Here is a 24,566-nt window from a genome sequence, read left to right on the forward strand (position 1 = left end):
GGCCGGGCCCACGTCGCTACTTCGGGGTGGCCTTCGTGAAGGGGGGCTTGACGACCCGCACCGGCAGGCGCCGCCCGCGCACGTCGAGTTCGAGCTCGGCGCCGGGCTTGTACGCGGCGTCGAGGAGCGCGAGCGCCACGCCCTTCTTCAGGGTCGGCGCGTGGGTGCCGGAGGTGGTCTCGCCGACGGCGCTCTCACCGTGGAAGACGGTCATGTGCGCGCGCGGCACGCCCTTGCCGACGGCCTCCAGGCCCCACAGGCGCCGCTTCGGGCCCGCGGCCCGCTCGGCTTCGAGCGCGGCCTTGCCCCAGAACTCGGGCTTGTCCCAGCCGATCGCCCAGTTCAGGCGGGCCTGGACGGGCGTGATGTCGGGGCCGAGGTCCTGGCCGTGCAGCGGGTAGCCCATCTCCAGGCGCAGCGTGTCGCGCGCGCCGAGCCCGCACGGGACCGCGCCCTCGGCGGTGATCGCGTCCCACAGCTCCCCCGCGGCCTCGACGGGCACGACGAGTTCGAAGCCGGTCTCGCCGGTGTAGCCCGAACGGCAGACGATGACGTCGGTCTCGTCCCGCTCGTGCTCGGTGAACGTCATGTACTCGTGGCCCGCGGGCAGCCCGAGGGCCTCCAGGACGCGGACCGAGCCGTGGCCCTGGACGGCGAGCACCGCGTAGTCGCGGTGCGCGTCGCGGACCTCGACACCCTCCGGCGCGGCCGCGGCGAGGCGCCGGACCACCTCGGCGGTGTTGGCCGCGTTCGGGATGAGGAACACCCGCTCGTCGGAGAACCGGTAGGCGATGAGGTCGTCCACCACGCCGCCGGACTCCTCCAGGCACAGCGTGTACTGCGCGCCGCCCTCGCCGATCCGGTCGAGGTCGTTCGCCAGGCACCGGTTGACGAACGCCGCCGCGCCCGGCCCGGTGACCCACGCCTTGCCCAGGTGCGAGACGTCGAAGACGCCGACGCCGGTGCGCACCGCCTGGTGTTCGGCGAGCACCCCGCTCCCGTACTGGATCGGCATGTCCCACCCGGCGAACTCGGCGAACTTGGCGCCGAGGGCGGTGTGGCGGTGGTGCAGGGGCGAGGTCAGCAGGGGTGGTGTGAACTCTGAAGCGTCGGACATGGCACGAAGCTTAACGGTTTCGTCTCAGTGGCTAGGATCGGAGCATTTGATCCCCAGTACCCGCACACCTAAGGATGGATCGTGACCGATCTGATCAGCGCCTCCGGCGACGCCGCCGCCGCTGAGGCCGACGTGCTCGTCGTCGGCGTCTTCGCCGGCGAGGACGCCCCCGAGCTCCCCGAGAGCCTCGCGGGCGTCGACGCCGCCTTCGGCGGCCGCCTCGCCGAGCAGCTGGCCGCCCTCGGCAACACCGGCGGCGCCTCCTCGCTCACCCGCCTGCCCGCGCCCGAGGGCCTCGCCGCCGCGCTCGTGTACGCCGTGGGCCTCGGCGACGCCGAGGACCTCGACGACGAAACGCTGCGCCGCGCCGCCGGGACCGCCGTCCGCGCCGCCTTCGGCAAGGAGACCGTCGCGATCGCCTTCGAAGGCGACCCCGAGGCCACCGCCGTCGGCGCCGCGCTCGGCGCCTACAAGTTCGAGGGCTACAAGACCGAGGGCAACGGCGACGCCGCCCCCGCCACGGTCAGCGTCTACGGCGCGGGCGAGGCCGCGGTCACCAAGGCCGCGGTCCTCGCCGAGAGCGTCGCCCTCGTCAAGGACTGGGCCGACACGCCCGCGAACCTCCTGCGCCCGCCGACCTTCGCGATCGAGATCCAGCAGGCCGCCACGGCCGCCGGGGTCGAGGTCGAGATCCTCGACGCCCAGGCGCTCTCGGCCGGCGGCTACGGCGGCGTCCTCGCCGTCGGCGGGGGCTCCTCCGCCGAACCGCGCCTCGTGCGCCTCACCTACCGGCCCGAAGGCGCCGTCAAGCACGTCGCGCTCGTCGGCAAGGGCATCACCTTCGACTCCGGCGGCATCTCCATCAAGCCCGTCGCGGGCATGTGGGACATGAAGGGCGACATGGCCGGGGCCGCGGCCGTGGTCGGCGCGACCGTCGCCGCCGCGCGGCTCGGCCTCGACGTCAACGTCACCTGCACCGTGGCGCTGGCCGAGAACATGGTCTCGGGCTCCTCCTACCGGCCCTCCGATGTGATCACCATCCGCAACGGCATGACCGTGGAGATCCTCAACACCGACGCCGAGGGCCGCCTCGTGCTCGCCGACGCGCTCTCGCGGGCCCTGGAGGACGAGCCCGACGCGATCTACGACGTGGCGACGCTCACCGGCGGGCAGCTCATCGCCCTCGGGCGGCGCACCATGGGCCTCATGGGCTCCGACGTCGAGACCGAGCGGCTGCGGCGCATCGGCGAGGACACCGGCGAGCAAGGCTGGCCGATGCCCTTCCCCGAGGACCTCGTCAAGCTCATGGACTCGTCGATCGCCGACGTCTCGCAGTGCGCGACCGGCCTCAAGCGGGACGGCCACATGATCCAGGGCGGGATCTTCCTGTCCAAGTTCGTTCCCGAGGAGGTCCCCTGGGCGCACCTCGACATCGCCGGACCGGCCGACTCGGACTCGGCCTACGGGTACATCGCCAAGGGCGCGACCGGGTTCCCGGTCCGCACGCTGGTGGCGGCCCTGGAGGAGTTCGCCTCCTGACGGCGCCTTCCAACAACGAACGGACGGGGCGCGGCCGATACGGCCGCGCCCCGTCCGTTCGCCCTCACCACCATGTGGCGGGACGGTGCGGCGAATGCCGCGAAATCGTTGTGTTCACGACCGCCCGGAAGCGGCCGCAGGGGTCACTGGGGACGCTGCTGCTGGAGCTTGCGCCGGGCGTCGTAGTCCCGCTTACGCTGGGGATATCCGGTCTTGGCGACCTCGTACACGGGGAGGTTGTGCTTGCGTCCCAGGGCGAACGCACCTGCCGGGCCGTCGATGCGGCGGCGGGTCCACTCGCCGTCGTGGGCGATGAGCACGACCGTGGTCGCGGTGACCGTCGTCTTCGGCTCGATGTAGGCCTCGACGCCCGACCGCGTCTTGATGAAATCGATGAGGTGTCGCTGGTCGGCATTGTCCGATGCCCGGTCCAACGTCCCGCTGTCCTGCTTCTTCTTCCGTCCGAACCAGCCCACAGCCGCTCCTTCCGCACCCGAGGTGGCGTCGACTCTCAAGCGTACACAGGGGCTGAGACGCCTGTGTCCAGCCGCACATGGGCAAGACTTTCCGAATGCTTCCGGCAAGCGGTTGAATGGTGTTGCACACTCCAACCACCGGGTCTGGGCGACCACGAGTCGCGTCCGGTGGAAGGATGGGCTCCGAACCTAGGCATCACTAAGTGGGGAGAGCAATGAGCGACCCGAACGCAGGATACGACGTAGTCATCCTGGGCGGCGGCAGCGGCGGGTACGCCGCGGCGTTCCGCGCGGCCGAGCTGGGCCTGTCGGTGGCGTTGATCGAGAAGGACAAGGTCGGCGGCACCTGTCTGCACCGCGGCTGCATCCCCACCAAGGCGCTCCTGCACGCCGGCGAGGTCGCCGACACCGCCCGCGAGTCCGAGCAGTTCGGCATCCTCGCCGAGTTCAAGGGCGTCGACATGCCGGCGGTCAAGAAGTACAAGGACGACGTCGTCTCCAAGCTGTACAAGGGCCTCCAGGGCCTGGTGAAGGCCCACAAGGTCGAGTTCATCCAGGGCACCGGCAAGCTCGTCGGGCCCAACGCGGTCCAGGTCGACGGCGGACGCACCGTCACCGGCAAGCACGTGATCCTCGCGACCGGCTCGTACTCCAAAACCCTCCCGGGCCTGGACATCGACGGCGAGAAGATCATCGCCTCCGAGCACGCGCTCGAACTCACCGAGCTGCCCGGCAAGGCCATCGTCATCGGCGGCGGCGTCATCGGCGTCGAGTTCGCCTCCGCCTGGAAGTCCCTGGGCGTCGAGGTCGAGATCATCGAAGGCCTCCCCCGCCTCATCGCGGCCGAGGACGCCGACTCCTCCAAGCAGCTGGAACGCGCCTTCCGCAAGCGGGGCATCAAGTTCCACACCGGCAAGTTCTTCGAGAAGGTCGAGAGGACCGCTACGGGCGTCCAGGTGACGATCCAGGGCGGCACCGTCGTCGAAGGCGACATCGTGCTCGTGGCCGTCGGCCGCGGCCCGGTCACCGCGAACCTCGGCTACGAGGAGCAGGGCGTCACCCTCGACCGCGGCTTCGTCCCCGTGAACGAGAGCCTCCAGACGAGCGTCCCGGGCGTCTACGCCGTCGGCGACATCGTTCCCGGCATCCAGCTCGCCCACCGCGGCTTCCTCCAGGGCATCTTCGTCGCCGAGCACATCGCGGGCCTGAACCCGGCCCCCATCGACGAGACCGGCATCCCGCGCGTGACCTTCACCGAGCCCGAAGTGGCCTCCATGGGCCTCAACGAGGACAAGGCGAAGGAGAAGTACGGCGCCGACAGGATCAAGTCGGTCAACTACAACCTCGCGGGCAACGGCAAGTCCAACATCCTCAAGACCCAGGGCTTCGTCAAGCTCGTCGCGGTCGAGGACGGCCCCATCGTCGGCGTCCACATGGTCGGCGCCCGCATCTCCGAGCAGATCGGCGAAGCGGAGCTGATCTACAACTGGGAGGCCTACGCGAACGACGTCGCGAACCTCATCCACATGCACCCGACCCAGAACGAAGCGATCGGTGAAGCGGCGATGCTGCTGGCCGGCAAGCCGCTGCACGCCCACGACTAAGCACACGCAGGAGTTGAACGAACGATGCCGACATCGGTAACGATGCCCGCCCTCGGTGAGTCGGTCACCGAGGGGACCGTGACGCAGTGGCTCAAGCAGGAGGGCGACACCGTCGAGGTCGACGAACCCCTGCTTGAGGTCTCGACCGACAAGGTGGACACCGAGGTGCCCTCGCCGGTCGCCGGCGTGCTGCTGAAGATCGTGGCGCCCGAGGACGCCGAGGTCGAGATCGGCGGCGAGCTGGCGATCATCGGCGACCCGTCCGAGGCCGGCGGCTCGGCCGCGCCCGCCCCGGCTCCGGCCCAGGAGACGCTGCCCGAACCCGAGCCCGAGGCCGCTCCGGCGGCCCAGGAGGCCCCGGCCGAGGAGGCGCCCGCCTCATCCGGTGCGGCCACCGGCACCGAGGTGCTGCTCCCCGAGCTCGGCGAGTCGGTCACCGACGGCACGGTCACCCAGTGGCTCAAGGCCGTCGGCGACACCGTCGAGGTCGACGAGCCCCTGCTGGAGATCTCGACCGACAAGGTCGACACGGAGATCCCGTCCCCGGCCGCGGGAACGCTGCTGGAGATCCGGGTCGCCGAGGACGAGACCGCCGAGGTCGGCGCCGTCCTCGCGGTCATCGGCTCCGGCGCCGCGGCCCCGGCCGCCGCTCCCGCCGCCGAACCGACGCCCGCGGTCAAGTCCGAACCGGCCCCCGCGCCCGCCAAGGCCGCGGAGTCCACGCCGACGAACCCGGCCCCGGCCGTTCCCGAGGTCACCGCGCCCGTGGGCGGCGAGTCGCCGTCGGCGCCGAAGCCCTCCGGCTCGTACGTGACGCCGCTGGTGCGCAAGCTCGCCGCCGACAACGGCGTCGACCTCGCCGAGGTCGCCGGCTCCGGTGTGGGCGGACGCGTCCGCAAGGAGGACGTCCAGGCGGTCATCGACGCCAAGAAGCAGGCCGCGGCCCCTGCCGCAGCGCCCGCCGCCGCTCCGGCGAAGGCCGCCCCGGCTCCGGCCGAGGTCAGCCCGCTGCGCGGCCGCACCGAGAAGATGAGCCGCCTGCGCCAGTCCGCGGCCAAGGCCCTGCTCCAGTCGATGCAGACCACGGCCCAGCTGACGACGGTGCGCGAAGTGGACGTCACCAAGGTGGCGAAGCTCCGCGCGGCCAAGAAGGACGAGTTCCTCGCCCGCCACGGCGTCAAGCTCTCCTTCCTGCCGTTCTTCTCGATCGCCGCGATCGAGGCGCTCCAGCAGTACCCGATCGTCAACGCCACCATGAGCATGGAGGAGAAGACGATCACCTACCCCGAGGCCGAGCACGTGGGCTTCGCGGTGGACACGCCGAAGGGCCTCATCGTCCCGGTCGTCAAGAACGCCGGCGACCTCAACATCCCGGGCCTGGCCAAGCGGATCGCCGACATCGCCAAGAAGGCGCGCGATGGCGGCCTGACTCCGGACGACCTGTTCGGGGCCACCTTCACGATCACCAACACCGGTTCGGTGGGCGCGCTGTTCGACACGCCGATCGTCCCGGTCGGGCAGTCCGCGATCCTCGGCACCGCCGCGATCGTCAAGCGCCCCCGGGTGGTCAACGACCCGGATCTGGGCGAGGTCATCGCGGTGCGCTCGGTCATGCACCTGACGCTGAGCTACGACCACCGCCTCATCGACGGCGCCGACGCGGCCCGCTACCTCGAAGCGGTCACCAAGCGCATCGAAGAGGGCAACTTCGAGCACCAGCTCGGGCTCTAGACAAGACGAACACGCGCAGGGGCGCGGCGGGATGATCCCGCCGCGCCCCTGCGGCATTCTCGCATCAGGAATTCCACTGCGCCTCATGCGAAACCATGCATCCGCGATCTGCGCCCGCACTACGGTTCGGTAACCCGTAACCCGATACGCAAGTCCTCGTTCTTCCTACAACCCACCTTTTGACACCCCATGCGGAAGTTAGGAACTCGAATGCCGATCGAGTACAACGAACTCCTCGCGATGCTGATGGAGACCCGCCCCGAATTCGCCACCGAGCTGTACTACTGCACCGAAGGCCCCGAACTCCCCGAATACGACAGCATCACCGTCAGCCGCAGGACCCTCGTCGCCCCCGAACCCTCGGAGCGGCTCCTCGTCTGCGTCGCGGCGGCCTACGCGAAGGACGGCGAGCGGCTCGTCACCGTCCTCTTCGATGCCGTCCTCGAACCCGATCCGGCCCAAGCCGAATCGTGGCTGCGCTTCATCACCGACGCGCAGCGCGCCCTCAGCTGCATGGTGGCCTTCGTGGTCCTGTGCCGGGACGCGCGCACCGCCCGCTGGGCGCTCGCCTACAGCGCGGTCGGCGACATCGGCTGCTATGTGCTGCCGGTGGTGGTTCCCTCGCTGCTCGCGAACGCCTAGAATGGAACCGGCCCCTCGCCGCCGTCCCCACCACGGCGCCGGGGGGCCTTCCGCGTCCCTCCTAAAACGATTGCGGGCCCGCCCGCGGGCGGCGAGACTCGACCCATGTCCCGATTCGGCCCCACGGTCCCCTACGACGCCACCGCCGTGCGCGTCGCATGGGAGACGCTGCCCCCCTTCGTACGCGAGAGCGTCGCCGCCGCGCTCGGCGGCGAGCCCGCAGAGGTGCGCATGGCCGGCGGCGGCTTCAGCAGCGGCTTCGCCGCCCGCGTCCGCTCAAGCTCCGGAGCCGAACTCTTCGTCAAGGCCGCGGGACCCGGCAACTCCCGGGCGCTCGACGCCTACCGCCGGGAGGCGCTCGTCAACCCGGCCCTCCCCGCAGGGGTCCCGGCCCCGCGCCTCGAATTCGCCGCCGACTTCGAGGACTGGACCGTCCTCGGCTTCGAAGCGGTCGACGGCCGCGCCCCCACCCTCCCGATGAACCCCCGCGACCTCGACCTCATGCTCGACGCCTGGGCCCGCGCCGCCGCCGCCCTCACCCCGGCCCCGCAGGCGCTCCTCGACCTCGGCGTCACCGCCGATCCCGTCGACCACAAGCTCCGGCAGTTCGCCTCCCTCGACGCCGGGAGCATCGAGCCGTTCCCTCTCCCGCCCGCGCTCGAAGGCCGCACCGCCGAACTCGCGACGATCGAGCGCGGCATCGACGCCGCCCTCACCGCCGACGCGGTCATGCACTTCGACCTGCGCCCCGACAACATGATCGTCGGCGCCGACCAGGCCTGGATCTGCGACTGGAACTGGGTCGAAGTCCACTCGACCTGGTTCGACACCGCGTGCTTCCTCGTCGCCGCCCACGGCGACGGCCACGACGCCGACGCCCTGTTCCACAAGCACCCGACCGCCGCGGGCGTCACCGCCGACGAACTCGACGCCGTCCTGGCCTCCATCACCGGCTACTACCTGTCGCAGTCCTACGACCCGCCGATCCCCGAGGTCTCCCCGTACCTCCGGCGCCACCAACGCTGGAGCGGCCTCGCCGCCGCCGACTGGCTCGCACGCCGCCGCGGCTGGTCATGACCTCCGGCGCGCCGCCGGGCCGGGGACGCCGCTGGTCAGGGACATGTACCGGCGCGAAGCGCTCGTCACCGCCGCGCTCCCATCCCAGGTCCCCGCGCCGCGACTGCGGTTCACCGACGAGGTCGGCGACTGGGTCGTCGCCGGTTACGAAGCGGCGGAAGGCGAACCGGTGACACTGCCGATGACGGCCGCGACGGTGGACCGGCTCCTGGACGCGTGGGCCGAAGCGGCGTCGGCGCTCCCGACACCGCCCCCGGCGCTCGTGGGCCTCGGCCTGCGGGCAAAGAGCGGCCGGAACCTCAAGGCGTTCACGGCCGCGGCATCGGGAGCGCTGCTGCGCGGCTGGCCCGACCGCCCCGGGGGCCTGGTCTCTCCGGCGATCGACGGGCTCATGCGGTGGTCGGGGCTCGCGGCGGCCGACTGGCTGACGCGTCGGCGCCGATGGTGAGTCCACATCATGGAATATTTCTCCCATTTATTGGTACGCCCGCGTTATCGTCGTGCGCATGGCGAAAGAGACCGCGACCTACATCCACGGCCACCACGAGTCCGTCCTGCGTTCCCACGCTTGGCGAACGGCGCAGAACTCGGCGGCGTACCTCCTGCCCGAACTCGACCCCGGCCACCGGGTCCTCGACATCGGGTGCGGGCCGGGAACCATCTCGGCCGACCTCGCCGCGCTGGTGCCGAGCGGGCACGTCACCGCCGTCGACCACGCTCCGGCCATCGTGGAGCAGGCCGCGAAGGAGGCGGCCTCCCGCGGCCTCGCGAACATGGACTTCGGCACGGCCGACGTGCACGCCTTGGCGTTCGAGGACGGCAGCTTCGACGTCGTGCACGCCCACCAGGTGCTCCAGCACGTCGGCGACCCGGTGCAGGCGCTCCGCGAGATGCGCCGCGTCGCGAGGCCCGGCGGCCTGATCGCGGTGCGCGACAGCGACTACCGGGCCTTCACGTGGTTCCCCGAACTGCCCGGACTGGACGCGTGGCTCGCGCTCTACGAGGAGGTCGCCCGCGCGGGCGGCGGCGAACCGGACGCGGGTCGGCGGCTCAAGGCCTGGGCGCTGCGCGCGGGCTTCGCCGCCGAGACCATCACGGCGACCACCTCGACCTGGACCTTCACGACCGACGCCGAACGCGCCTGGTGGGGCGGACTGTGGGCCGACCGGAGCCTGCACTCGGACTTCGCGAAGCAGGCCCTCGAAGGCGGCTTCGCGACCCCCGAAGCGCTGCAGGCGATCTCCCAGGAATGGCGCCGATGGGCGGCCGACCCGGAGGGCTGGCTGATGATCCCCCACGGCGAGATCCTCGCGAGGGCCTGAACCGGCAGACTCCCAGCGGGCCTCTGGTCCTTCCGATCCGGAAGGACCTGGGGCCCGCGCTCGTCCCCGCGGAATGTCGGCGGCCGCGGCTACCGTTGCGGCACCGGGAGGAGCCCCGGCACAACTGCACAGGAGGACCCATGACCGCACCCGAACTCGACCGGCTCGCCGACGCGATCACCGCCCTGGCCGGCGCCCGGCCCCGCCCTCCGCTCGAAGCGCTGCTGCGCGAGACGGCCCTGAACATCCTCATCCTCGCGCGCATCGGCGCCAACCGCCTCGAGGACCGCCTCGGCCGTGAGGAGATCGAGACCGCCGCCGACCACCTCGCCGACACGCTCCGCCAGGCCGCATGGAGCCTCCCGCCGCCCTGACCTGCGATTGTGGACCTCGAACCACAGCTTCGAGAAAAACTTCGCGCGGCGCGATGAATCCGCCGCGCGAAGCTCGTCTGCACTTGCGAGCACGTGTCCTCAGAGCAGACGCGCAGGGAGCAGTCATGGGCAAGGTCATATCGGGGATCTCGATGTCACTGGACGGGTTCGTCACCGGTCCGAACGTCACCCGCGAACGCCAACTCGGCGACGGCGGCGAACTCCTGCACCGCTGGCTCACCGAACCCGAACCGGAGGACGAGGCCCTCCTCAAGCGGATGGGCGCCGGCGCCGGCGCGATCCTCATGGGACGGCGCTCCTACGACCTGGCCGAAGGCGACGGCGGCTGGGGCGACGGCGGACCCGCCGGGCCGCTGCCGTGCTTCGTGCTCACCCACCACGCGCCCGACCCCGCGACCGTGCGCGCCCCGGTCTTCACCTTCGTCACCGACGGCATCGCCTCCGCGGTGGCCCAGGCGAAGGCGGCCGCCGGCGACGGGGTCGTCGGCGTGCACGGCGCCAGCGCCGCACGGCAGTGCCTGGCAGCCGGACTCCTCGACGAGATCCAGATCCACCTCGCGCCCGTCCTGCTCGGCGCCGGCACCGGCCTCTTCGAGCACCTCGGCGGCCCGGTCGAACTCGAACGCACCGAAGCGATCGCCACCGGCAACGCCACCCACCTGCGATTCAGGATCGTCCGATGACCGCCCTCGCGTCCCAGGCGCGCCTCGAAGAGCTGGCCCGCGCCATCGTGGACGCCAACAAGTACATGACGCTCGCGACCGCCGACGACGACGGCTCCCCCTGGGCCACACCGGTGTTCTTCACCCCCGACGGCTACTCCGAGCTGTACTGGGTCTCCTCCCCCACCGCCCGCCACTCGCGGAACCTCGCCTCCCGCGACACCGTCGCCATCGTCGTCTTCGGCTCCCACGCCCCCATCGGCAAAGCCGGTGCGGTCTACATGCGCGGCACCGCCGACGAAGTCCCCCGTCCCGAACTCCCCAAGGCCGCCGCCCACTACGCGGCCCGCTACCCCGACCTCACCTACTTCGCCCCCGAGGAACTCCGCGCCCCCGCCCCCTACCGCCTCTACCGCGCCCGCATCGCCGAGCACTCCGTCCTCATCCGAGGCGACGACCCCGAACACGGCACCGGCACCGACACCCGCCGAACCGTCCACCTCTGACCCTAGGAAACCGGCCAACCCACGAACACGCCGTCCACCTCATGGACGACCGCAATGCCCACCTCGTCGAGCAGATCACGCAGATCCGCACTCGGCGCCTCCGGCAACAGCACCGCCAGCGCCGAAGGCACCGGGTCGAGGTGCCGCCGGTAGTCGAGCAGCTGCCCGATCGCCATCCGGATCGAATCCCGGTCGGCTCCGGCCTTGGCCTCGTACAGGACCCCGGCCGTGACGTCGACCGTGTCGGTGCGCAGGATGCCGCGTTCGCCCTTGACTCGGATCTCGTAGCGGCACAGCGCGTGTCCGTGGGCGAGGAGCGCCGCCTCGAATCGGGCGCACAGTTCGGCCTCGCGGCGCACCACCTCGGCCTCCTCAGTGGCCTTGCGGGTGGTTCGGGTCCGGGTGTTCGTCTCGGTGGCGACGGCCTTGCTCGTGGTCTCGGCGGCGGTCTCCTGCGGCGTCGGCGGCAGCCAGGTCGTGACGGTGGTGGCCTCGGCGGCGGGCAGGCGGTGCCCGTCCTCGACGACGACGTCGCCGACCGGGCGGAGCCGGAACACGAAGACCATTCGGAGTTCGCCGTGCTCGTCGGGCGCTTCGCGTTTGTAGAAGGGTTCGGCCGCGTCGAGTTCGAACTCGCCTAGGTACTCGAACTCCTGCGGCTTGCGGTTCGCGGCGCCGCTCGCCGCGAAGACGCGGAGGGTGCGGGACTGGAGCGCGTGGTCGCGGATGGCCTTGTTGCCGATCCACATCTTCTGCGGGCCGTCCTGGCCGTGCCCTGTGTACTCGAAGACGAGGCGGCCGTCGGGGTCGGTGAGCCAGCCGTCGTGGTAACCGAACTGCTCGCCGCGGCCGGGGTCGGAGTAGATGAGGACCGACGCCGATTCGCGGGAGGGCGCGATGCCGCCTTGGGGAGAGCCGCCCCAGACCTTGCGGATCTCGGTGCGGGTGCGCTTGTCGCCGGGGTGGATCGTCTCGTGTTCGGCCATCGGCTGACCTCCAGGGCGGTGCGGCGGGGACTGCCAGTTTAGGGCGCGGGGGTCGGCGGTGAGGGAGCGCGATGTCGTTTTCCTGCCGGACATCGGGGTCGGTCGCGGGTTCCATTGGGTTCTCGTTGGTCGGATCGATGGAGGAGGCCGTTGTGCATGTGGACGTGGATCTGAAGGTGCTGTACTTCGGGACGCCGGTGGTGCTCATCAGCACGGTGAACGAGGACGGGTCGGCGAACGTGGCGCCGATGTCGTCGGCGTGGTGGCTGGGGCAGGCGTGCATGTTGGGGTTGGGGAACTCGTCGCAGACGATGCGGAACCTGGTGCGGGAGCGGGAGTGCGTGCTCAACCTGGTGCCGCCGGAGCTGGCGGGGGCGGTCGACCTGCTGGCGCCGTTGACGGGGGCGTCGCCGGTGCCGGAGCGGAAGGCGGCGAAGGGGTACCGGTTCGAGGCGGACAAGTTCGGGGCGGCGGGGTTGACGCCGCAGGCGTCGGAGTCGGTGGCGGCGCCGCGGGTGCTGGAGTGCCCGATCCAGCTGGAGTGCCTGGTGGAGAAGGTGCATCCGTTCGGGCGGAACGCGAGCGGGGTCGAGGTGCGGGTGGTGCGGGCGCATGTGGAGGAACGGCTGGTCATTCCGGGGACGGCGTACGTCGACCCGGTGGGCTGGGATCCGCTGATCATGAAGTTCTGCGAGTTCTTCGGGGGCGCGGTGAACGTGGGGCCGTCGGCGCTGGCGTCGGCGTGGGAGATGCCGCACGGGGTCATGCCGTCCGCGGCGGCCGCGTCCGGTTGACGGGTCGTCCGCGCCCTGGTTATATCTCCCGTACGCGTCGGTAGGCGCGGGAGCTGCTGCATTGGAAGGCGCGGGCCATGGACAGTGACGTCATCGTGGTGGGGGCCGGTCTGGCCGGGTTGACGGCGGCCGCCGAGCTGGTCAGGTTGGGGAAGTCGGTGACCCTGCTGGACCAGGAGGGCGAGCAGTCGCTGGGCGGGCAGGCGTTCTGGTCGTTCGGCGGGCTGTTCCTGGTGGACTCGCCGGAGCAGCGGCGCATGGGCGTGAAGGACTCGCACGACCTGGCGTGGCAGGACTGGCTGGGGACGGCGGGGTTCGACCGGCCCGAGGACGCGTGGCCGCGCAAGTGGGCGGAGGCGTACGTGGACTTCGCGTCGGGTGAGAAGCGGGCGTGGCTGCACGGCCTGGGGGTGCGGTTCTTCCCGGTGGTCGGCTGGGCCGAGCGCGGGGGGTACACGGCGCAGGGGCACGGGAACTCGGTGCCGCGGTTCCACATCACGTGGGGCACCGGGCCGGGCGTCATCGCGCCGTTCGTGCGGCTGGTGCGGGAGGCGGCGGCCGACGGGCGGCTGCGCCTGAAGTTCCGGCACCGGGTGGACGCGCTGACGGTGACGGACGGGGCCGTGACGGGCGTCTCGGGGACGCTGCTGGCGCCGGACGGTTCGGATCGGGGCGTGGCGTCGAACCGGGAGTCGCTGGGCGAGTTCGCGCTGGAGGCCGAGGCGGTGGTGGTGACCTCGGGCGGGATCGGCGGCGACTTCGACCTGGTGCGCCGGCACTGGCCCGAGCGGCTCGGCACGCCGCCGAAGCGGCTGCTGTCGGGCGTCCCGGCGCACGTGGACGGGCGGATGCTGGGGATCGCGGAGACGGCGGGGGCCGACCTCATCAACCGCGACCGGATGTGGCACTACACGGAGGGGATCGAGAACTGGGACCCGGTGTGGGCGCACCACGGCATCAGAATCCTGCCGGGGCCGTCGTCGCTGTGGCTGGACGCGACGGGCAAGCGCCTGCCGGCGCCGCTGTTCCCGGGGTTCGACACGTTGGGGACGCTGGAGCACATCATGACGACGGGCCACGAGTACACGTGGTTCGTGCTGACGCAGAAGATCCTGGAGAAGGAGTTCGCGCTGTCGGGTTCGGAGCAGAACCCGGATCTGACGGGCAAGGACGTGAAGCTGCTGCTCAAGCGGGTGCTGCCGGGGGCTCCGGGGCCGGTGGAGGCGTTCAAGAAGCACGGTTCGGACTTCGCGGTGGCGACCGGGCTGCCCGAGCTGGTGGCGAAGATGAACGCGATCAGCGGGGAGGGGCTGCTCGACCTGGCGACGGTGGAGGCGGCGGTGCTGGCGCGGGACGCGGAGATGGCGAACAAGTTCACGAAGGACCTCCAGGTGACGGCGCTGCGCGGGGCGAGGAACTACCGGGGGGACAAGCTCATCCGGGTGGCGTCGCCGCACCGGCTGCTGGACCCGAAGGCCGGTCCGCTCATCGGGGTGCGGCTCAACCTGCTGACGCGGAAGACCTTGGGCGGCTTGCACACCGACCTGGACGGGCGGGTGCTCGCGGCGGACGGGGCGCCGCTGCCTGGGCTGTTCGCGGCCGGTGAGGCGGCCGGGTTCGGCGGGGGCGGGATGCACGGCTACCGGTCGCTGGAGGGGACGTTCCTGGGCGGGTGCCTGTACTCGGGGCGGCAGGCGGCGCGCGGAGTCGTTAAGTAGCAGGGTCTTGAGGTAGCAAGGTCGTGAGGTAGCAGGGTCGTGAAGTAGCAGGGTCGTGAAGTAGCAGGGTCTTGAAATGGCAAGGTCGCGAAGTAACGCCCGTCACGTCGCGGCGGCGGGCGGCCACGGGCCGCGACGTGGGCGTCCGGGCGTGGCGGCGGCGGTCTAAGGTGGTGCGTAAGCGGCATTCCCCACCCGCGAAACCGAGCACTCCTCGTTTACCGCGCGTGGTCCGCTAACATCCAAGATTCTGCGGGTGCCCGCCGAGCCCATCGGCACCACCGGGACCCCCGCCGAAGCCGATCCGCGGCCGCGCCGAGGACCGGCACCTCACAACTCGTGGATGGTTGAGCATGAGCGATTACTACCGCCCCAACTCGGACCCTTCGGTCGGACCTCCAAACAGCGGACCCGCCGGCCCCGGGCCGGCGGGCGGTTGGAGCGCGGGCGGCCCGCCTCCCGGTCCGGTTCCTCCCGGTCCGGTCCCCGGGCGGCCGTCCGGTTCGGCGTCCGTGGGCGTGCCGGTCGGGCCTGCGACCGGCCGCGGCAGCGTCGGTCGCGCCTCGGTGGTCGGCGCGGCGCGGCCCAAGGCGGTCCCCGGCGCGTCCGGGCCCGGCCGCAAGAAGAAGCGCATCTCCAAGCGCCGCCGCCGCGTCTACGCGGCCCTCATCATGGTCTGCCTGATGATGCTCGGCGCGATCACCGTCGCCGGGTCCTGGTTCTTCGAGTCGGTGCCCGCTCCCGAGGACCTCGCGTTCGGCGAGTCGACCACGTTCACGTACTCGGGCAGCGACACCCCGATCGCCGGGTACGGCGAGTACACCCGCAAGCTCGTGGACGACTACGGGGACCTCCCCGACTCGGTGGTGTGGTCGCTGCTGGCGCTGGAGGACAAGGACTTCTTCGAGCACGAGGGCGTCGACTACAAGGGCACGATGCGCGCGCTCATCAACAACATCAAGGGCGGCGACACGCAGGGCGCCTCGACGATCAGCCAGCAGTACGCGGGCATGGTCTCGGACATCCGCGGCGACATCTCCTACGGCCGCAAGGCCAAGGAGGCCGTCATGGCGATGAAGCTGGAACAGGAGTACTCGAAGAAGGACATCCTGCTCCACTACCTCAACCTCAACTTCTACGGCCGCGGCACCTACGGCATCGCCGCCGCCTCGGAGGTCTGGTTCGGGACGAAGGTCGAGGAGCTCAGCTGGGCCCAGGGCATGATGCTGGTCATGCAGGTCAAGGCCGGTGACGGCTCGTTCGACCCGCGCGTGGCCGGCGAGGAGTCGACGGCTCCCTCCGCGCGGTGGACGCACGGCATGGAGACGCTGCTGACGATGACCGAGGACATCTCCGAGGAGGACCGGGCCATCATCCAGGAGCAGCTCGACGCGGGCATGCCCGAGACCCTGGAGACCTTGAAGAACCCCGGTTCGTGGGGCCACGACACCACGACCGGCTTCATCACCAACCCCACCGACGGCTACGTCTGGGCCGAGCTCGAAAGCCGCTGGGGCCTGGACAAGAAGCAGTTCTACGGGCACGACGCGGGCACCGGCGGCTACACCGTGGTCCTCACCATCGACCCGGTGATTCAGGCCGCCGCGAGCGCCACCGCCAGCCGCGGGCACCTCAAGGTCATGGAGGACGAGGACGGCAACTTCCTCAACGCCGACGGCGAGAAGGTCGAGAACCGCGCCGACGCCGAGGTGTACAAGAACGACAAGGGCTACTTCGAGTTCGAGAACACCAACGACGAGGCGGCGCTGTTCAACTACAACACGGCGATGACCACGGGCCTGGTGGCGATCGAGCCCAAGACCGGCGCCGTGCTCGGCTACTACGGCGGCGAGGACGGCACCGGCATCGACAAGAGCGGCCCCGAGAGCCCCCACCCGGCCTCCTCGACGTTCAAGATGGTCACGGCCGCCACCGCGCTCACCCAGGGCGCCTCCATCGACTCGTGGTGGAACGCCGACTCCCCGCGCGAGTTCGAGTCGCTCGGCGACGTCAACGACGGCAAGCTCCGCAACGGCCAGCAGTCCGACCCCGAGGTCGACATGACGCTCGCCGACGCCGTCATCAACTCCAAGAACACCCCGATGTACGCCATCGCCGACAAGTACGGGGCCTCGACGGTGCTCTCCCAGGCCGTCGACATGGGCCTGACAACGCTGTCGAAGTCCGACAGCTACACCTACCTCAACGGCGAGGAGGCCAACGGCGCCAACGTCACCTACTCCTTCGTCAACAAGCCGGGCGAGGGCGAGAACACCTACTCGCGCCACGGCGTGATGCTCGACGAGAACGGCGACTACGTCACCGACTCCAACGGCGCCATCGACTACTGGGCGGCGATCGACTCGTTCGAGAACGCCGACGGGGAGCCGATCAACAACGACGGCGTGGTCGACCGGCTCGTCACCGAGTCGCCCCGGTACCCGGCGGACAACCAGATCGGCTTCGGGCAGTACCCGGTCAGCGTGCGCGACATGGCCGCGATCTACGCCACCATCGCCAACGACGGGGTGTACGTCGAGACGCACTACGTCGCCAAGCTCCTCGACCGCAACGGCAACGAGGTCCCCCCGGAGCGGGAGCTGTACCAGGAGAAGACGATGGACGTGGGCATGGCCCGCGACCTCCAGTACATCGGCGGGTTCATCGGCGAGGGCCCGGCCGACCAGCGCCCGTTCTTCGGCAAGACGGGGACCTGGGAGGCCGACGGCTACGAGGCCGAGTGCCGCAACGACCCCGACACCACCGACGTCGCCGAGCAGTGCGAGAAGTACCCCGAGGCCTACAGCGCCCACGCCTGGTACACCGGCGCGATCCCGCAGCTGAGCGTCGCGACCTGGGTCGGCAACGCCACCTCCGAGTCCGACCCGATCTACAACGACCAGGGCAGCCCCGAGGGCGTGGCCGGCGGCAACACCAGCGCCCCGGTGTGGCAGAAGTTCATGGACGACGTGATCGGCCAGAAGGAGTACGAGCGCACCGAGTGGGGCCAGCCGACGCACGTGGGCAACCCGATCCTCGACGACATCCTCAACGAGGACGGCACGATCGACGCCGACAGCGAGTACTGCATCGCGAACCCGACCGACACCAAGTGCAAGCGCGAGACGCCCCCGGCCTCGGAGGACTGCCCGCCGATCTGGGAGGCCATGAACCTGTGCACGCCCGAGGACGACGGGCGCGGGAACGGCCGCGGCGACGACGACTGACCGCAGTGTGAGCGGGCCCGGAGGGAGATCCCTCCGGGCCCGCGTCGTTCCTCAGGCGAAGGCCTTGCCCTCGCCGCGGTAGGTGGGGACCTCGTCGACGACCTCGCCGCCGGAGACGAGGTGCACGGTGTTGACCCGTTCGGCGAGCTCGCCGGCCTTGGCGTGGCGCATCCACACGCGGTCGCCGATCGACAGGCCGTCTGCGGCCCGACCGCGCAGCGGCGTCTGGACCTCGCCGGCCCCTTCGGTCCTGGTGTAGCGCAGGCCGCCGGGGAAGGCGGGCTTGGGGAGCCGGTCGGGGCCGGGGACGCCGGAGGCGACCCAGCCGCCGCCGAGGGCGGTGACCATGCCGGGCCGGGGGCGGCGCACGACCGGCAGGGCGAAGAACGCGGCCGGGAGCGGGCGCACGGACCGGTAGCCGTCGAACAGGGCCGGGGAGTACAGGCCCGAGCCCGCGGCGATCTCGGTGACGGAGGGGTCGACGGCGGTGGAGACGACCGAGCCGGTGCCGCCGCCGTTGACGAATTCGAGGTCGGCGACGGCGCGGACGGCCGCGACGGCCTCGGCGCGGCGCTCGGCGAGCTCGACCTTGGAGACGCGCTGCATGAAGCGCACCATGGGCATCCGCAGGGCCGCGCCGCCGACGGCGTCCTGGACGCCCGCGATCTGGCTCTCGTAGCCCATGATGCCGACGAGGCTGACGCCCGGGCGCTTGTCGATCTCGTGCGCCATCGCCATCGCCTGGTCGGGGGTGCGGACCGGGGAGCGGTGGGCGCCGATGTGGACGCGCCCTCCGAACAGCTCCAGCGAGACGTCGAGTTCGAGGCACAGCCGCAGCGGCCGCGACGGGTTGGGTTCGACGTGGCGGCGCAGGAAGTCGAGGTGCTCGACCGAGTCGACCATGAGGGTGACGCGGCGGGCAAGCTCGTCGTCGCCGCCGAGGCGGCGCAGCGCGTCGGTGTCGGCGGTCGGATAGGCGACTACGACGTCGTCGAACTCCTCGGCGAGCCACAGCGCCTCGGGCAGCGTGAAGCCGAGTATGCCCTTGAACCCGGGCTGCGAGAGCGCCCGCCGCATGAGCGCGCGGCAGCGTAGGGACTTGCTGGCCAGCCGCAGCGGCTTCCCGATCGCGTTGCGCCGCAGTATGGCGGCGTTGGTGTCGAAGGCGCCGAGTTCGACCACCGCGAACGGCGGCTGGATCGTGGCGGTCGCCCGGTCGAGGTCGGCGAAGCGGCGGTCCGCCGCGCCGCCGAACCCTGCCGCCGACGCGCCGCTGACTCCGTGGTTGCCCATCCGGCTTCCCTTCCGCAGGTCATGTGGGGTTGAATGAAAGCTACCGTGAAGTACACCTCACCTTCAACCGGTGGCGTCCCGAAACCGTCGAGTTTCGGGAGGCGACACGGCGGAAGGCACGGTCGGAAGCACAGGCCGGAACGCTCGGCCGAGGAACACGCACTGCCGAAGCGCAGGCAGAGTCGTCAGGGGAGCCGCCTCAATGGGAACCACCTCGCAGTGGCAGAACTGGTCGGGCACCGAGGGGGCCGACCCGGTGCGGACCGTCAGGCCGCGGGACGCCGCGGAGCTGGCGGCCGCGGTGGTCGCGGCGGCCGAGGACGGCCTGCGGGTCAAGGCGGTCGGTTCGGGGCACTCGTTCAGCGCGATCGCGGTGGCCGAGGGCGTGCAGGTGGACATGGGCGGTCTCGACCAGGTTGTGGCGGCCGACCCGCGCACGGGCCTGGTGACGGTCGAGGCGGGGATGACGCTGCGGCGCCTCAACGAGGTGCTCGACGCGCACAACCTGGCCCTGGAGAACATGGGCGACATCGACGCGCAGACGATCTCGGGGGCGATCTCGACCGGGACGCACGGCACCGGCGACCGCTACCGCGGCTTCGCGTGGCAGGTCAAGGGCCTGCGACTGGTTCTCGCCGACGGCTCGACCGTACATTGTACGGAGTCGGAGCGGCCTGAGTTGTTCGCCGCCGCGCGCCTGGGGCTCGGCGCGATCGGGGTGATCGCCGAGGTGACGCTCCAGTGCGTGCCCGCGTTCCGGCTCAAGGCGCAGGAGCGACCCGAGCGACTCGACGCGGTCCTGGAGGGCCTGGACCTGCTCGTGGCCGAGAACGACCACTTCGAGTTCTACTGGTTCCCCCACACCGACCGGACCCTGACCAAGAGCAACAACCGCTACGCCATGTCCGACCCGAGCCGGCCCCCCGGGAGGCTCGCCTACTGGTGGTCGGAGACGTTCACCGAGAACCGCCTGTTCGAGGCCAGCAACCGGCTCGGGACGCGGTTTCCCTCGCTGGTGCCTAGCCTCAACCGCGTGGCCGGGCGGGTCTGGAGCGCCCGCGAGTACACCGACGTGTCGCACAAGGTCTTCGCCTCCCCGCGCTCGGTCGTCTTCCGCGAGATGGAGTACGCCCTCCCCCGCGAGTCGCTGCCGGAGGTCCTGCGCGAGCTCAAGGCGATGGTCGCCCGCCAGGACCACACGGTGTCCTTCCCCGTCGAGGTGCGCTTCGCGGCGGCCGACGACATCTGGCTGTCGACCGCGCACGGGCGGCGCACCGCCTACATCGCGGTGCACCAGTACCACCGCCACGACCACGAGCCGTACTTCAAGGACTGCGCGGCCCTGTTCGACGCGGCCGAGGGGCGCCCGCACTGGGGCAAGATGCACGGCCTGACGGCGAAGAAGCTCGCCGACCGCTACGAGCGGTTCGAGGACTTCCTGGCGGTGCGCGACGCCGTCGACCCCGACCGCCGGTTCGCCAACGCCTACCTCGAACGCGTCCTCGGCGACTGACCGCGCCGCGCCCTGTCGGTCCCGTGGGCTACCTTGGCGCGGTGGCACAGGTCCTGTACCGAGAACTCGATGAACTGACCGACGACGAGGTCTACGCGGCGTACGCGCCCCCCGAGCCCGACTGGCTGCGGGTCAACTTCGTCGCCAGCGCCGACGGCGCCGCGGCCCTGGAGGGCCTCTCCGGTCCACTTTCGGGTGAAGAGGACAAGCGGGTGTTCAAGGTCCTGCGGGCCCGCTGCGACGTCCTGCTCGCCGGCTCGGGGACCGTGCGCGCCGAAGGGTACGGGCCGCTGGTCCTCTCCCCCGACCGGATGGCCTGGCGCCGGGAGCGGGGCCTGCCGGAGGTGCCGGTCATGGCGATCGTGTCGCGCTCGGGGAACCTCGACCCCGCCGCCGGGATCTTCACCGAGGCGCCGCGCCGCCCCGTCCTGGTGTGCCCCGCGGACCTGCCCGAGGAGCGGCTCGCGCCGCTGCGCCGGGTCGCCGACGTCGTCGCCGTCGGGGAGGGCGATGTGGACCTCGCCGCGGCCGTCGCGGCGCTGCGCGGAAGGGGCCTGCGCCAGATCCTGTGCGAGGGCGGCCCCCACGTGTTCGGCGACCTCGTCGCCGCCGACCTCGTCGACGAACTCGACCTGACCCTCTCGCCGCTCCTGGTCGGCGCCGGACCGATCCGCATCGCCGCCGACCACACCGCGAACGGCGGCCACCGCGAATCGGGCCCGCCGCGCCCCCTCGTGCTCCGACACGTCCTCGAAGCCGGGGGAAACCTCATCCTGCGGTACGTGCGCTCCGCAGGCGGCTCCGACACTGAGGCGAATGCCAGGTGATCCGGGTCGCCCGGCGGGCCGACGGTGAACCGGGGCAGGTCAGGCCGCAGGTGCGCTCGGTTGTCATAGCGCTCATCTAGGATTGCGCCGTGCATCTCCGGTACCGATACCGCCTCTACCCGACGCTCCCGCAGCGCGTCGCGCTGTCGAAGGCGTTCGGGTGCGCTCGGGTCGTGTTCAACGACGCGGTGGCCGCGCGGAGGCGCGCACATATAGAGGGCCTGTCGTATCCGACCACGGCGGTCTTGTCGAAGACGTTGATCACCGAAGCGAAGCGCACCGCCGAGCGAGCCTGGCTCGCTGAGGTCTCGGCGGCGGTGCTCCAGCAGGCTCTCGCCGATGCGGACCGGGCGTTTCGCAACTTCTTCGCCTCGCGCAAAGGGCAACGGAAGGGCCCACTGATGGGTCCGCCGAGGTTCAAACGCCGCACGGGTGCGCAGTCGATCCGCTTCACGCGCAACACCCGGTTCAAAGTTCTGGGCAACGGGAAGCTCAGGCTGCCGAAAGTCGGCGACCTGAAGGTGGCGTGGTCGCGTGAGCTGCCGTCCGAGCCGTCCTCGGTCACGGTCGTCAAGACGGCGACCGGGAAGTACTACGCGAGCTTCGTGGTGGCCGTCGATGAGGACGCGGATCTTCTCGAACCGCTCACCGACCCGGAGGCGGAGACCGGGATCGATCTGGGTCTCAAGGACTTCGCGGTCCTGCGTGGCGGTAAGGTGATCGAGAACCCGCGCTTCTTCCGGCGGTTGGAGCGCAAGCTCGCGAAGGCGCAGCGGATCCTCGCTCGCAAGGCCAAGGGCTCGGCCAACCGGGGCAAGGCGCGGCTGCGAGTCGCGAAGGTCCACGAGAGGATCAGAAATACCCGCGCCGACTGGGTCGACAAGCAGGTGAAGACGGTCGTTGCCGAGAACCAAGGCATCTACGTCGAAGACCTCAATGTCAAGGGACTCAGCCGGGGCAGGCACGCGAAGTCGATCCATGACGCCGGTTTCGGCTTGTTCGTGACCCGCCTCGAAGCGAAAGCCGCCAGGGCGGGCCGCACGTTCGTCAAGGTCGACCGGTACTTTCCGTCCACCCGGCTGTGCTCGGTGTGCGGAGCTTTGACCGGGCCGAGTGGACTGGAGGGCCTGAAGGTCAGGGCATGGGCGTGCGGATGCGGTGCGGTCCATGACCGGGACCGCAACGCGGAGATCAACATCAGGCGCGAAGGCAAGCGCCTCGTGGCCGCCGGGCAGGCGGACACGCGAAACGCCTCTGGAGGAGACGTCAGACCAGGGACACCTGGCAGACTCCGCAACCCCCGTCAGGGGAAGAACGAGGAACCCACCCGTAACCGGACCGCACCCGCGGCCCGCAAGCCGGGAGTTCCCGCCCGTTGAGAGCGAGAAGGATGTCAAATGCGAGGATCGAGCGATGAGTGAATCGGTGGGACGCGTGCTCGGCACGGAGGACGCGACGCCTCTGTCGTTCTGGGTCGGCGTCGGCCCCGAGGCCTACGCCCAGCTCGACGACGTCCTCACCACCGAGCGGCAGGTGCCCGGCGTCGGGGCCGTCCGCATCTCGGGCGTCGTCACGGCGGTGCGGTCGCGCCATGAGGGCGCGCAGTTCGACTCCGACGTGTTCGACATCGCGGGGGGCCTGCTCCCGGCGCAGGTGCAGGAGGCCGCCGAGGTCACCGTGACCCGTGTCGAGCCCGAGGTGTTCGTGCCCCCGCGCCCCGGCGCCGAGGTGCAGCGCGCCTCCGGGGAGGACCGCGACCGGGCGCTGTACTTCGACGGCATGGCCCGCCAGGTGCCGCTCGGGTTCTCCCGCGACGGCCAGCCGGTCTTCCTCAACCCCGACTTCCTCGACGGCACGCGGGGCGCCCACGTCTCGATCTCCGGGATCTCGGGTGTCGCCACGAAGACGTCGTTCGCGACCTGGCTGCTGTACTCGCTCCTGCACTCGGGCGCCCTGGGCGCCGAGGCGGCGAACACCAAGGCGCTCATCTTCAACGTCAAGGGCGAGGACCTGCTGCTCCTCGACCACGACAACACGAAGATCGACGAGGCCGTGCGCGACACGTACCGGCGCCTGGGCATGGAGCCGGGCGCGTTCAAGTCCGTGGAGGTCCTCGCGCCGCCGCGCGAGGGCGACGCGAACGGCATCCCCGACGTCGCCTGCCGTTCCACCGGCGTCGACGCGTTCTACTGGACGCTCGCGGAGTTCTGCCAGTTGAACCTGCTGCCGTTCGTGTTCGCCGACGGCGACGACGACCGCCAGCAGTACACGATGGTCGTCCACCAGGTCGCCGCGCGGCTGCGCAAGGAGGCGCGTCCCAAGGACAACGGGGCCGTCGCGGTCGACGGGCGCCTGCTCACCAGCTACCGCGACCTGGTCGACCTGGTGTGCGAGCGACTCTCCGACGACGAGACCCGCACCGAGTGGGCCGGGTCGGCGATCGGCCTGGGGACCGTGAACGCGTTCATCCGGCGCCTCATCGCCTCGGGGCGCGACATCGGGCGCCTCATCCGCGGCGACCTGCCGCCCAAGGGCGCGGTGCTCTCTTCTGAAGCGCAGGTCACGGTCGTCGACCTGCACAACCTGCCCGACCGGGCGCAGCGGTTCGTCGTCGGCGTGGTCCTGCGCTCGGAGTTCGAGCGCAAGGAGAAGGCCGGCACCGCGCGCCCGCTCCAGTTCGTGGTCCTCGACGAGCTCAACAAGTACGCCCCGCGCGAGGGCACCAGCCCGATCAAGGACATCCTGCTCGACATCGCCGAACGCGGCCGGTCCCTCGGGGTCATCCTCATCGGCGCCCAGCAGACCGCGTCCGAAGTGGAGCGGCGGATCGCCTCGAACTCGGCGATCCGCGTCGTCGGGCGCCTCGACGCCGCCGAGGCCACCAGGCCCGAGTACGGGTTCCTCACCCAGGCCCAGCGGATGCGCGTCCTCATGGCCAAGCCCGGCACCATGTTCGTGGCCCAGCCCGAACTGCCGGTGCCGCTGGTGGTGAACTTCCCGTTCCCCGCCTGGGCCACCCGCCCCGCCGAGGCCGGGTCCGCCCCGGCCGCCACCGCCCGGTCCGTCACCGCCAGGGTCGACCCGTTCGACCTCGCCGAGGACGAGGACGACATCCCGTTCTAGCCCGAACGCGCCCC

The 24,566-nt window shown here is 71.0% G+C and carries 21 protein-coding genes; 17 read left to right on the forward strand and 4 right to left on the reverse strand.

What is annotated here, in order from left to right; all coding sequences use genetic code 11:
- Positions 1-16 precede the first annotated feature (16 nt).
- The gene (gene gcvT, locus E9998_RS02720; protein WP_136528175.1) at positions 17-1,117 is read right to left on the reverse strand and encodes a glycine cleavage system aminomethyltransferase GcvT; all 1,101 of its coding nucleotides are present in this window, start codon (positions 1,115-1,117) and stop codon (positions 17-19) included.
- An 81-nt stretch (positions 1,118-1,198) separates the two neighbouring features.
- Here gcvT and E9998_RS02725 point away from each other — a divergent pair, with 81 nt between their 5' ends.
- On the forward strand, positions 1,199-2,656 hold the full coding sequence (locus E9998_RS02725; RefSeq protein WP_136528176.1) for a leucyl aminopeptidase: 1,458 nt from the start codon (positions 1,199-1,201) through the stop codon (positions 2,654-2,656).
- Between the two features lie 143 nt (positions 2,657-2,799).
- Here E9998_RS02725 and E9998_RS02730 read toward each other — a convergent pair whose 3' ends face one another.
- Positions 2,800-3,132: an oxidoreductase gene (locus E9998_RS02730; RefSeq protein ID WP_136528177.1), complete on the reverse strand. Its 333-nt coding sequence runs from the start codon at positions 3,130-3,132 to the stop codon at positions 2,800-2,802.
- A 215-nt stretch (positions 3,133-3,347) separates the two neighbouring features.
- On the opposite strand from E9998_RS02730, the gene lpdA reads away from it, so the two are divergent.
- From lpdA to E9998_RS02775, 9 genes are all read left to right on the forward strand, one after another.
- Positions 3,348-4,736 carry a dihydrolipoyl dehydrogenase gene (gene lpdA, locus E9998_RS02735; protein WP_136528178.1) on the forward strand — a complete coding sequence of 463 codons (1,389 nt, stop codon included), beginning with the start codon at positions 3,348-3,350 and terminating at the stop codon, positions 4,734-4,736.
- A 24-nt stretch (positions 4,737-4,760) separates the two neighbouring features.
- Positions 4,761-6,467 carry a 2-oxoglutarate dehydrogenase, E2 component, dihydrolipoamide succinyltransferase gene (gene sucB / locus E9998_RS02740; RefSeq protein WP_136528179.1) on the forward strand — a complete coding sequence of 569 codons (1,707 nt, stop codon included), beginning with the start codon at positions 4,761-4,763 and terminating at the stop codon, positions 6,465-6,467.
- Between the two features lie 210 nt (positions 6,468-6,677).
- Positions 6,678-7,109: a hypothetical protein gene (locus tag E9998_RS02745; RefSeq protein WP_136528180.1), complete on the forward strand. Its 432-nt coding sequence runs from the start codon at positions 6,678-6,680 to the stop codon at positions 7,107-7,109.
- 105 nt (positions 7,110-7,214) lie between these two features.
- Entirely contained in the window at positions 7,215-8,186 is a 972-nt protein-coding gene (locus tag E9998_RS02750; RefSeq protein ID WP_136528181.1) for a phosphotransferase, read from the forward strand.
- Positions 8,187-8,229: 43 nt separating this feature from the next.
- Entirely contained in the window at positions 8,230-8,634 is a 405-nt protein-coding gene (locus E9998_RS02755) for a hypothetical protein (protein ID WP_136528182.1), read from the forward strand.
- Positions 8,635-8,692: 58 nt separating this feature from the next.
- Positions 8,693-9,508, forward strand: coding sequence for a class I SAM-dependent methyltransferase (locus E9998_RS02760; protein ID WP_136528183.1), 816 nt, complete (start codon positions 8,693-8,695; stop codon positions 9,506-9,508).
- A 140-nt stretch (positions 9,509-9,648) separates the two neighbouring features.
- Entirely contained in the window at positions 9,649-9,882 is a 234-nt protein-coding gene (locus E9998_RS02765; RefSeq protein ID WP_136528184.1) for a hypothetical protein, read from the forward strand.
- Between the two features lie 125 nt (positions 9,883-10,007).
- Positions 10,008-10,586, forward strand: coding sequence for a dihydrofolate reductase family protein (locus E9998_RS02770; RefSeq protein ID WP_136528185.1), 579 nt, complete (start codon positions 10,008-10,010; stop codon positions 10,584-10,586).
- Complete coding sequence (locus E9998_RS02775; RefSeq protein ID WP_136528186.1) at positions 10,583-11,071, forward strand: pyridoxamine 5'-phosphate oxidase family protein; 489 nt, start codon at positions 10,583-10,585, stop codon at positions 11,069-11,071. Before E9998_RS02770 ends, E9998_RS02775 begins: the two co-directional genes overlap by 4 nt.
- 2 nt (positions 11,072-11,073) lie before the next feature.
- On the opposite strand, the gene E9998_RS02780 is transcribed toward E9998_RS02775, so the two are convergent.
- Positions 11,074-12,057 carry an SRA domain-containing endonuclease gene (locus E9998_RS02780; RefSeq protein ID WP_136528187.1) on the reverse strand — a complete coding sequence of 328 codons (984 nt, stop codon included), beginning with the start codon at positions 12,055-12,057 and terminating at the stop codon, positions 11,074-11,076.
- Between the two features lie 152 nt (positions 12,058-12,209).
- Between E9998_RS02780 and E9998_RS02785 the strand changes: the two genes are divergently transcribed.
- The 3 genes from E9998_RS02785 to E9998_RS02795 all read left to right on the forward strand — a co-directional run bounded on the left by E9998_RS02785 (position 12,210) and on the right by E9998_RS02795 (position 17,796).
- Entirely contained in the window at positions 12,210-12,851 is a 642-nt protein-coding gene (locus tag E9998_RS02785; RefSeq protein WP_192907037.1) for a flavin reductase family protein, read from the forward strand.
- Between the two features lie 77 nt (positions 12,852-12,928).
- Positions 12,929-14,569 carry an FAD-binding dehydrogenase gene (locus E9998_RS02790; RefSeq protein WP_136528188.1) on the forward strand — a complete coding sequence of 547 codons (1,641 nt, stop codon included), beginning with the start codon at positions 12,929-12,931 and terminating at the stop codon, positions 14,567-14,569.
- A 512-nt stretch (positions 14,570-15,081) separates the two neighbouring features.
- Positions 15,082-17,796, forward strand: coding sequence for a transglycosylase domain-containing protein (locus E9998_RS02795; protein ID WP_136528189.1), 2,715 nt, complete (start codon positions 15,082-15,084; stop codon positions 17,794-17,796).
- 51 nt (positions 17,797-17,847) lie between these two features.
- Here the strand turns inward: E9998_RS02795 and E9998_RS02800 are convergent, their stop codons facing one another.
- Positions 17,848-19,089, reverse strand: a complete 1,242-nt coding sequence (locus E9998_RS02800) for an amino acid deaminase/aldolase (protein WP_136528190.1) — start codon at positions 19,087-19,089, stop codon at positions 17,848-17,850.
- Between the two features lie 202 nt (positions 19,090-19,291).
- Between E9998_RS02800 and E9998_RS02805 the strand changes: the two genes are divergently transcribed.
- The 4 genes from E9998_RS02805 to E9998_RS25645 all read left to right on the forward strand — a co-directional run bounded on the left by E9998_RS02805 (position 19,292) and on the right by E9998_RS25645 (position 24,552).
- Complete coding sequence (locus tag E9998_RS02805; RefSeq protein WP_136528191.1) at positions 19,292-20,602, forward strand: D-arabinono-1,4-lactone oxidase; 1,311 nt, start codon at positions 19,292-19,294, stop codon at positions 20,600-20,602.
- 41 nt (positions 20,603-20,643) lie between these two features.
- Complete coding sequence (locus E9998_RS02810) at positions 20,644-21,429, forward strand: pyrimidine reductase family protein (protein WP_240037472.1); 786 nt, start codon at positions 20,644-20,646, stop codon at positions 21,427-21,429.
- Positions 21,430-21,518: 89 nt separating this feature from the next.
- Positions 21,519-22,808, forward strand: a complete 1,290-nt coding sequence (locus E9998_RS02815) for an RNA-guided endonuclease InsQ/TnpB family protein (protein WP_204745213.1) — start codon at positions 21,519-21,521, stop codon at positions 22,806-22,808.
- Positions 22,809-22,842: 34 nt separating this feature from the next.
- On the forward strand, positions 22,843-24,552 hold the full coding sequence (locus E9998_RS25645; protein WP_136528192.1) for an ATP-binding protein: 1,710 nt from the start codon (positions 22,843-22,845) through the stop codon (positions 24,550-24,552).
- Positions 24,553-24,566 lie beyond the last annotated feature (14 nt).

The sequence above is a fragment of the Glycomyces paridis genome (assembly GCF_004912155.1).
Lineage (GTDB): Bacteria > Actinomycetota > Actinomycetes > Mycobacteriales > Micromonosporaceae > Glycomyces > Glycomyces paridis.

Coding starts and splice junctions, on each gene's coding strand:
- gcvT (WP_136528175.1), bottom strand. CDS start 1,117: ATGTCCGACGCTTCAGAGTTCACACCACCCCTGCTGACCTCGCCCCTG.
- lpdA (WP_136528178.1), top strand. CDS start 3,348: ATGAGCGACCCGAACGCAGGATACGACGTAGTCATCCTGGGCGGCGGC.
- sucB (WP_136528179.1), top strand. CDS start 4,761: ATGCCGACATCGGTAACGATGCCCGCCCTCGGTGAGTCGGTCACCGAG.
- E9998_RS02745 (WP_136528180.1), top strand. CDS start 6,678: ATGCCGATCGAGTACAACGAACTCCTCGCGATGCTGATGGAGACCCGC.
- E9998_RS02750 (WP_136528181.1), top strand. CDS start 7,215: ATGTCCCGATTCGGCCCCACGGTCCCCTACGACGCCACCGCCGTGCGC.
- E9998_RS02755 (WP_136528182.1), top strand. CDS start 8,230: ATGTACCGGCGCGAAGCGCTCGTCACCGCCGCGCTCCCATCCCAGGTC.
- E9998_RS02760 (WP_136528183.1), top strand. CDS start 8,693: ATGGCGAAAGAGACCGCGACCTACATCCACGGCCACCACGAGTCCGTC.
- E9998_RS02765 (WP_136528184.1), top strand. CDS start 9,649: ATGACCGCACCCGAACTCGACCGGCTCGCCGACGCGATCACCGCCCTG.
- E9998_RS02770 (WP_136528185.1), top strand. CDS start 10,008: ATGGGCAAGGTCATATCGGGGATCTCGATGTCACTGGACGGGTTCGTC.
- E9998_RS02775 (WP_136528186.1), top strand. CDS start 10,583: ATGACCGCCCTCGCGTCCCAGGCGCGCCTCGAAGAGCTGGCCCGCGCC.
- E9998_RS02780 (WP_136528187.1), bottom strand. CDS start 12,057: ATGGCCGAACACGAGACGATCCACCCCGGCGACAAGCGCACCCGCACC.
- E9998_RS02790 (WP_136528188.1), top strand. CDS start 12,929: ATGGACAGTGACGTCATCGTGGTGGGGGCCGGTCTGGCCGGGTTGACG.
- E9998_RS02800 (WP_136528190.1), bottom strand. CDS start 19,089: ATGGGCAACCACGGAGTCAGCGGCGCGTCGGCGGCAGGGTTCGGCGGC.
- E9998_RS02805 (WP_136528191.1), top strand. CDS start 19,292: ATGGGAACCACCTCGCAGTGGCAGAACTGGTCGGGCACCGAGGGGGCC.
- E9998_RS25645 (WP_136528192.1), top strand. CDS start 22,843: ATGAGTGAATCGGTGGGACGCGTGCTCGGCACGGAGGACGCGACGCCT.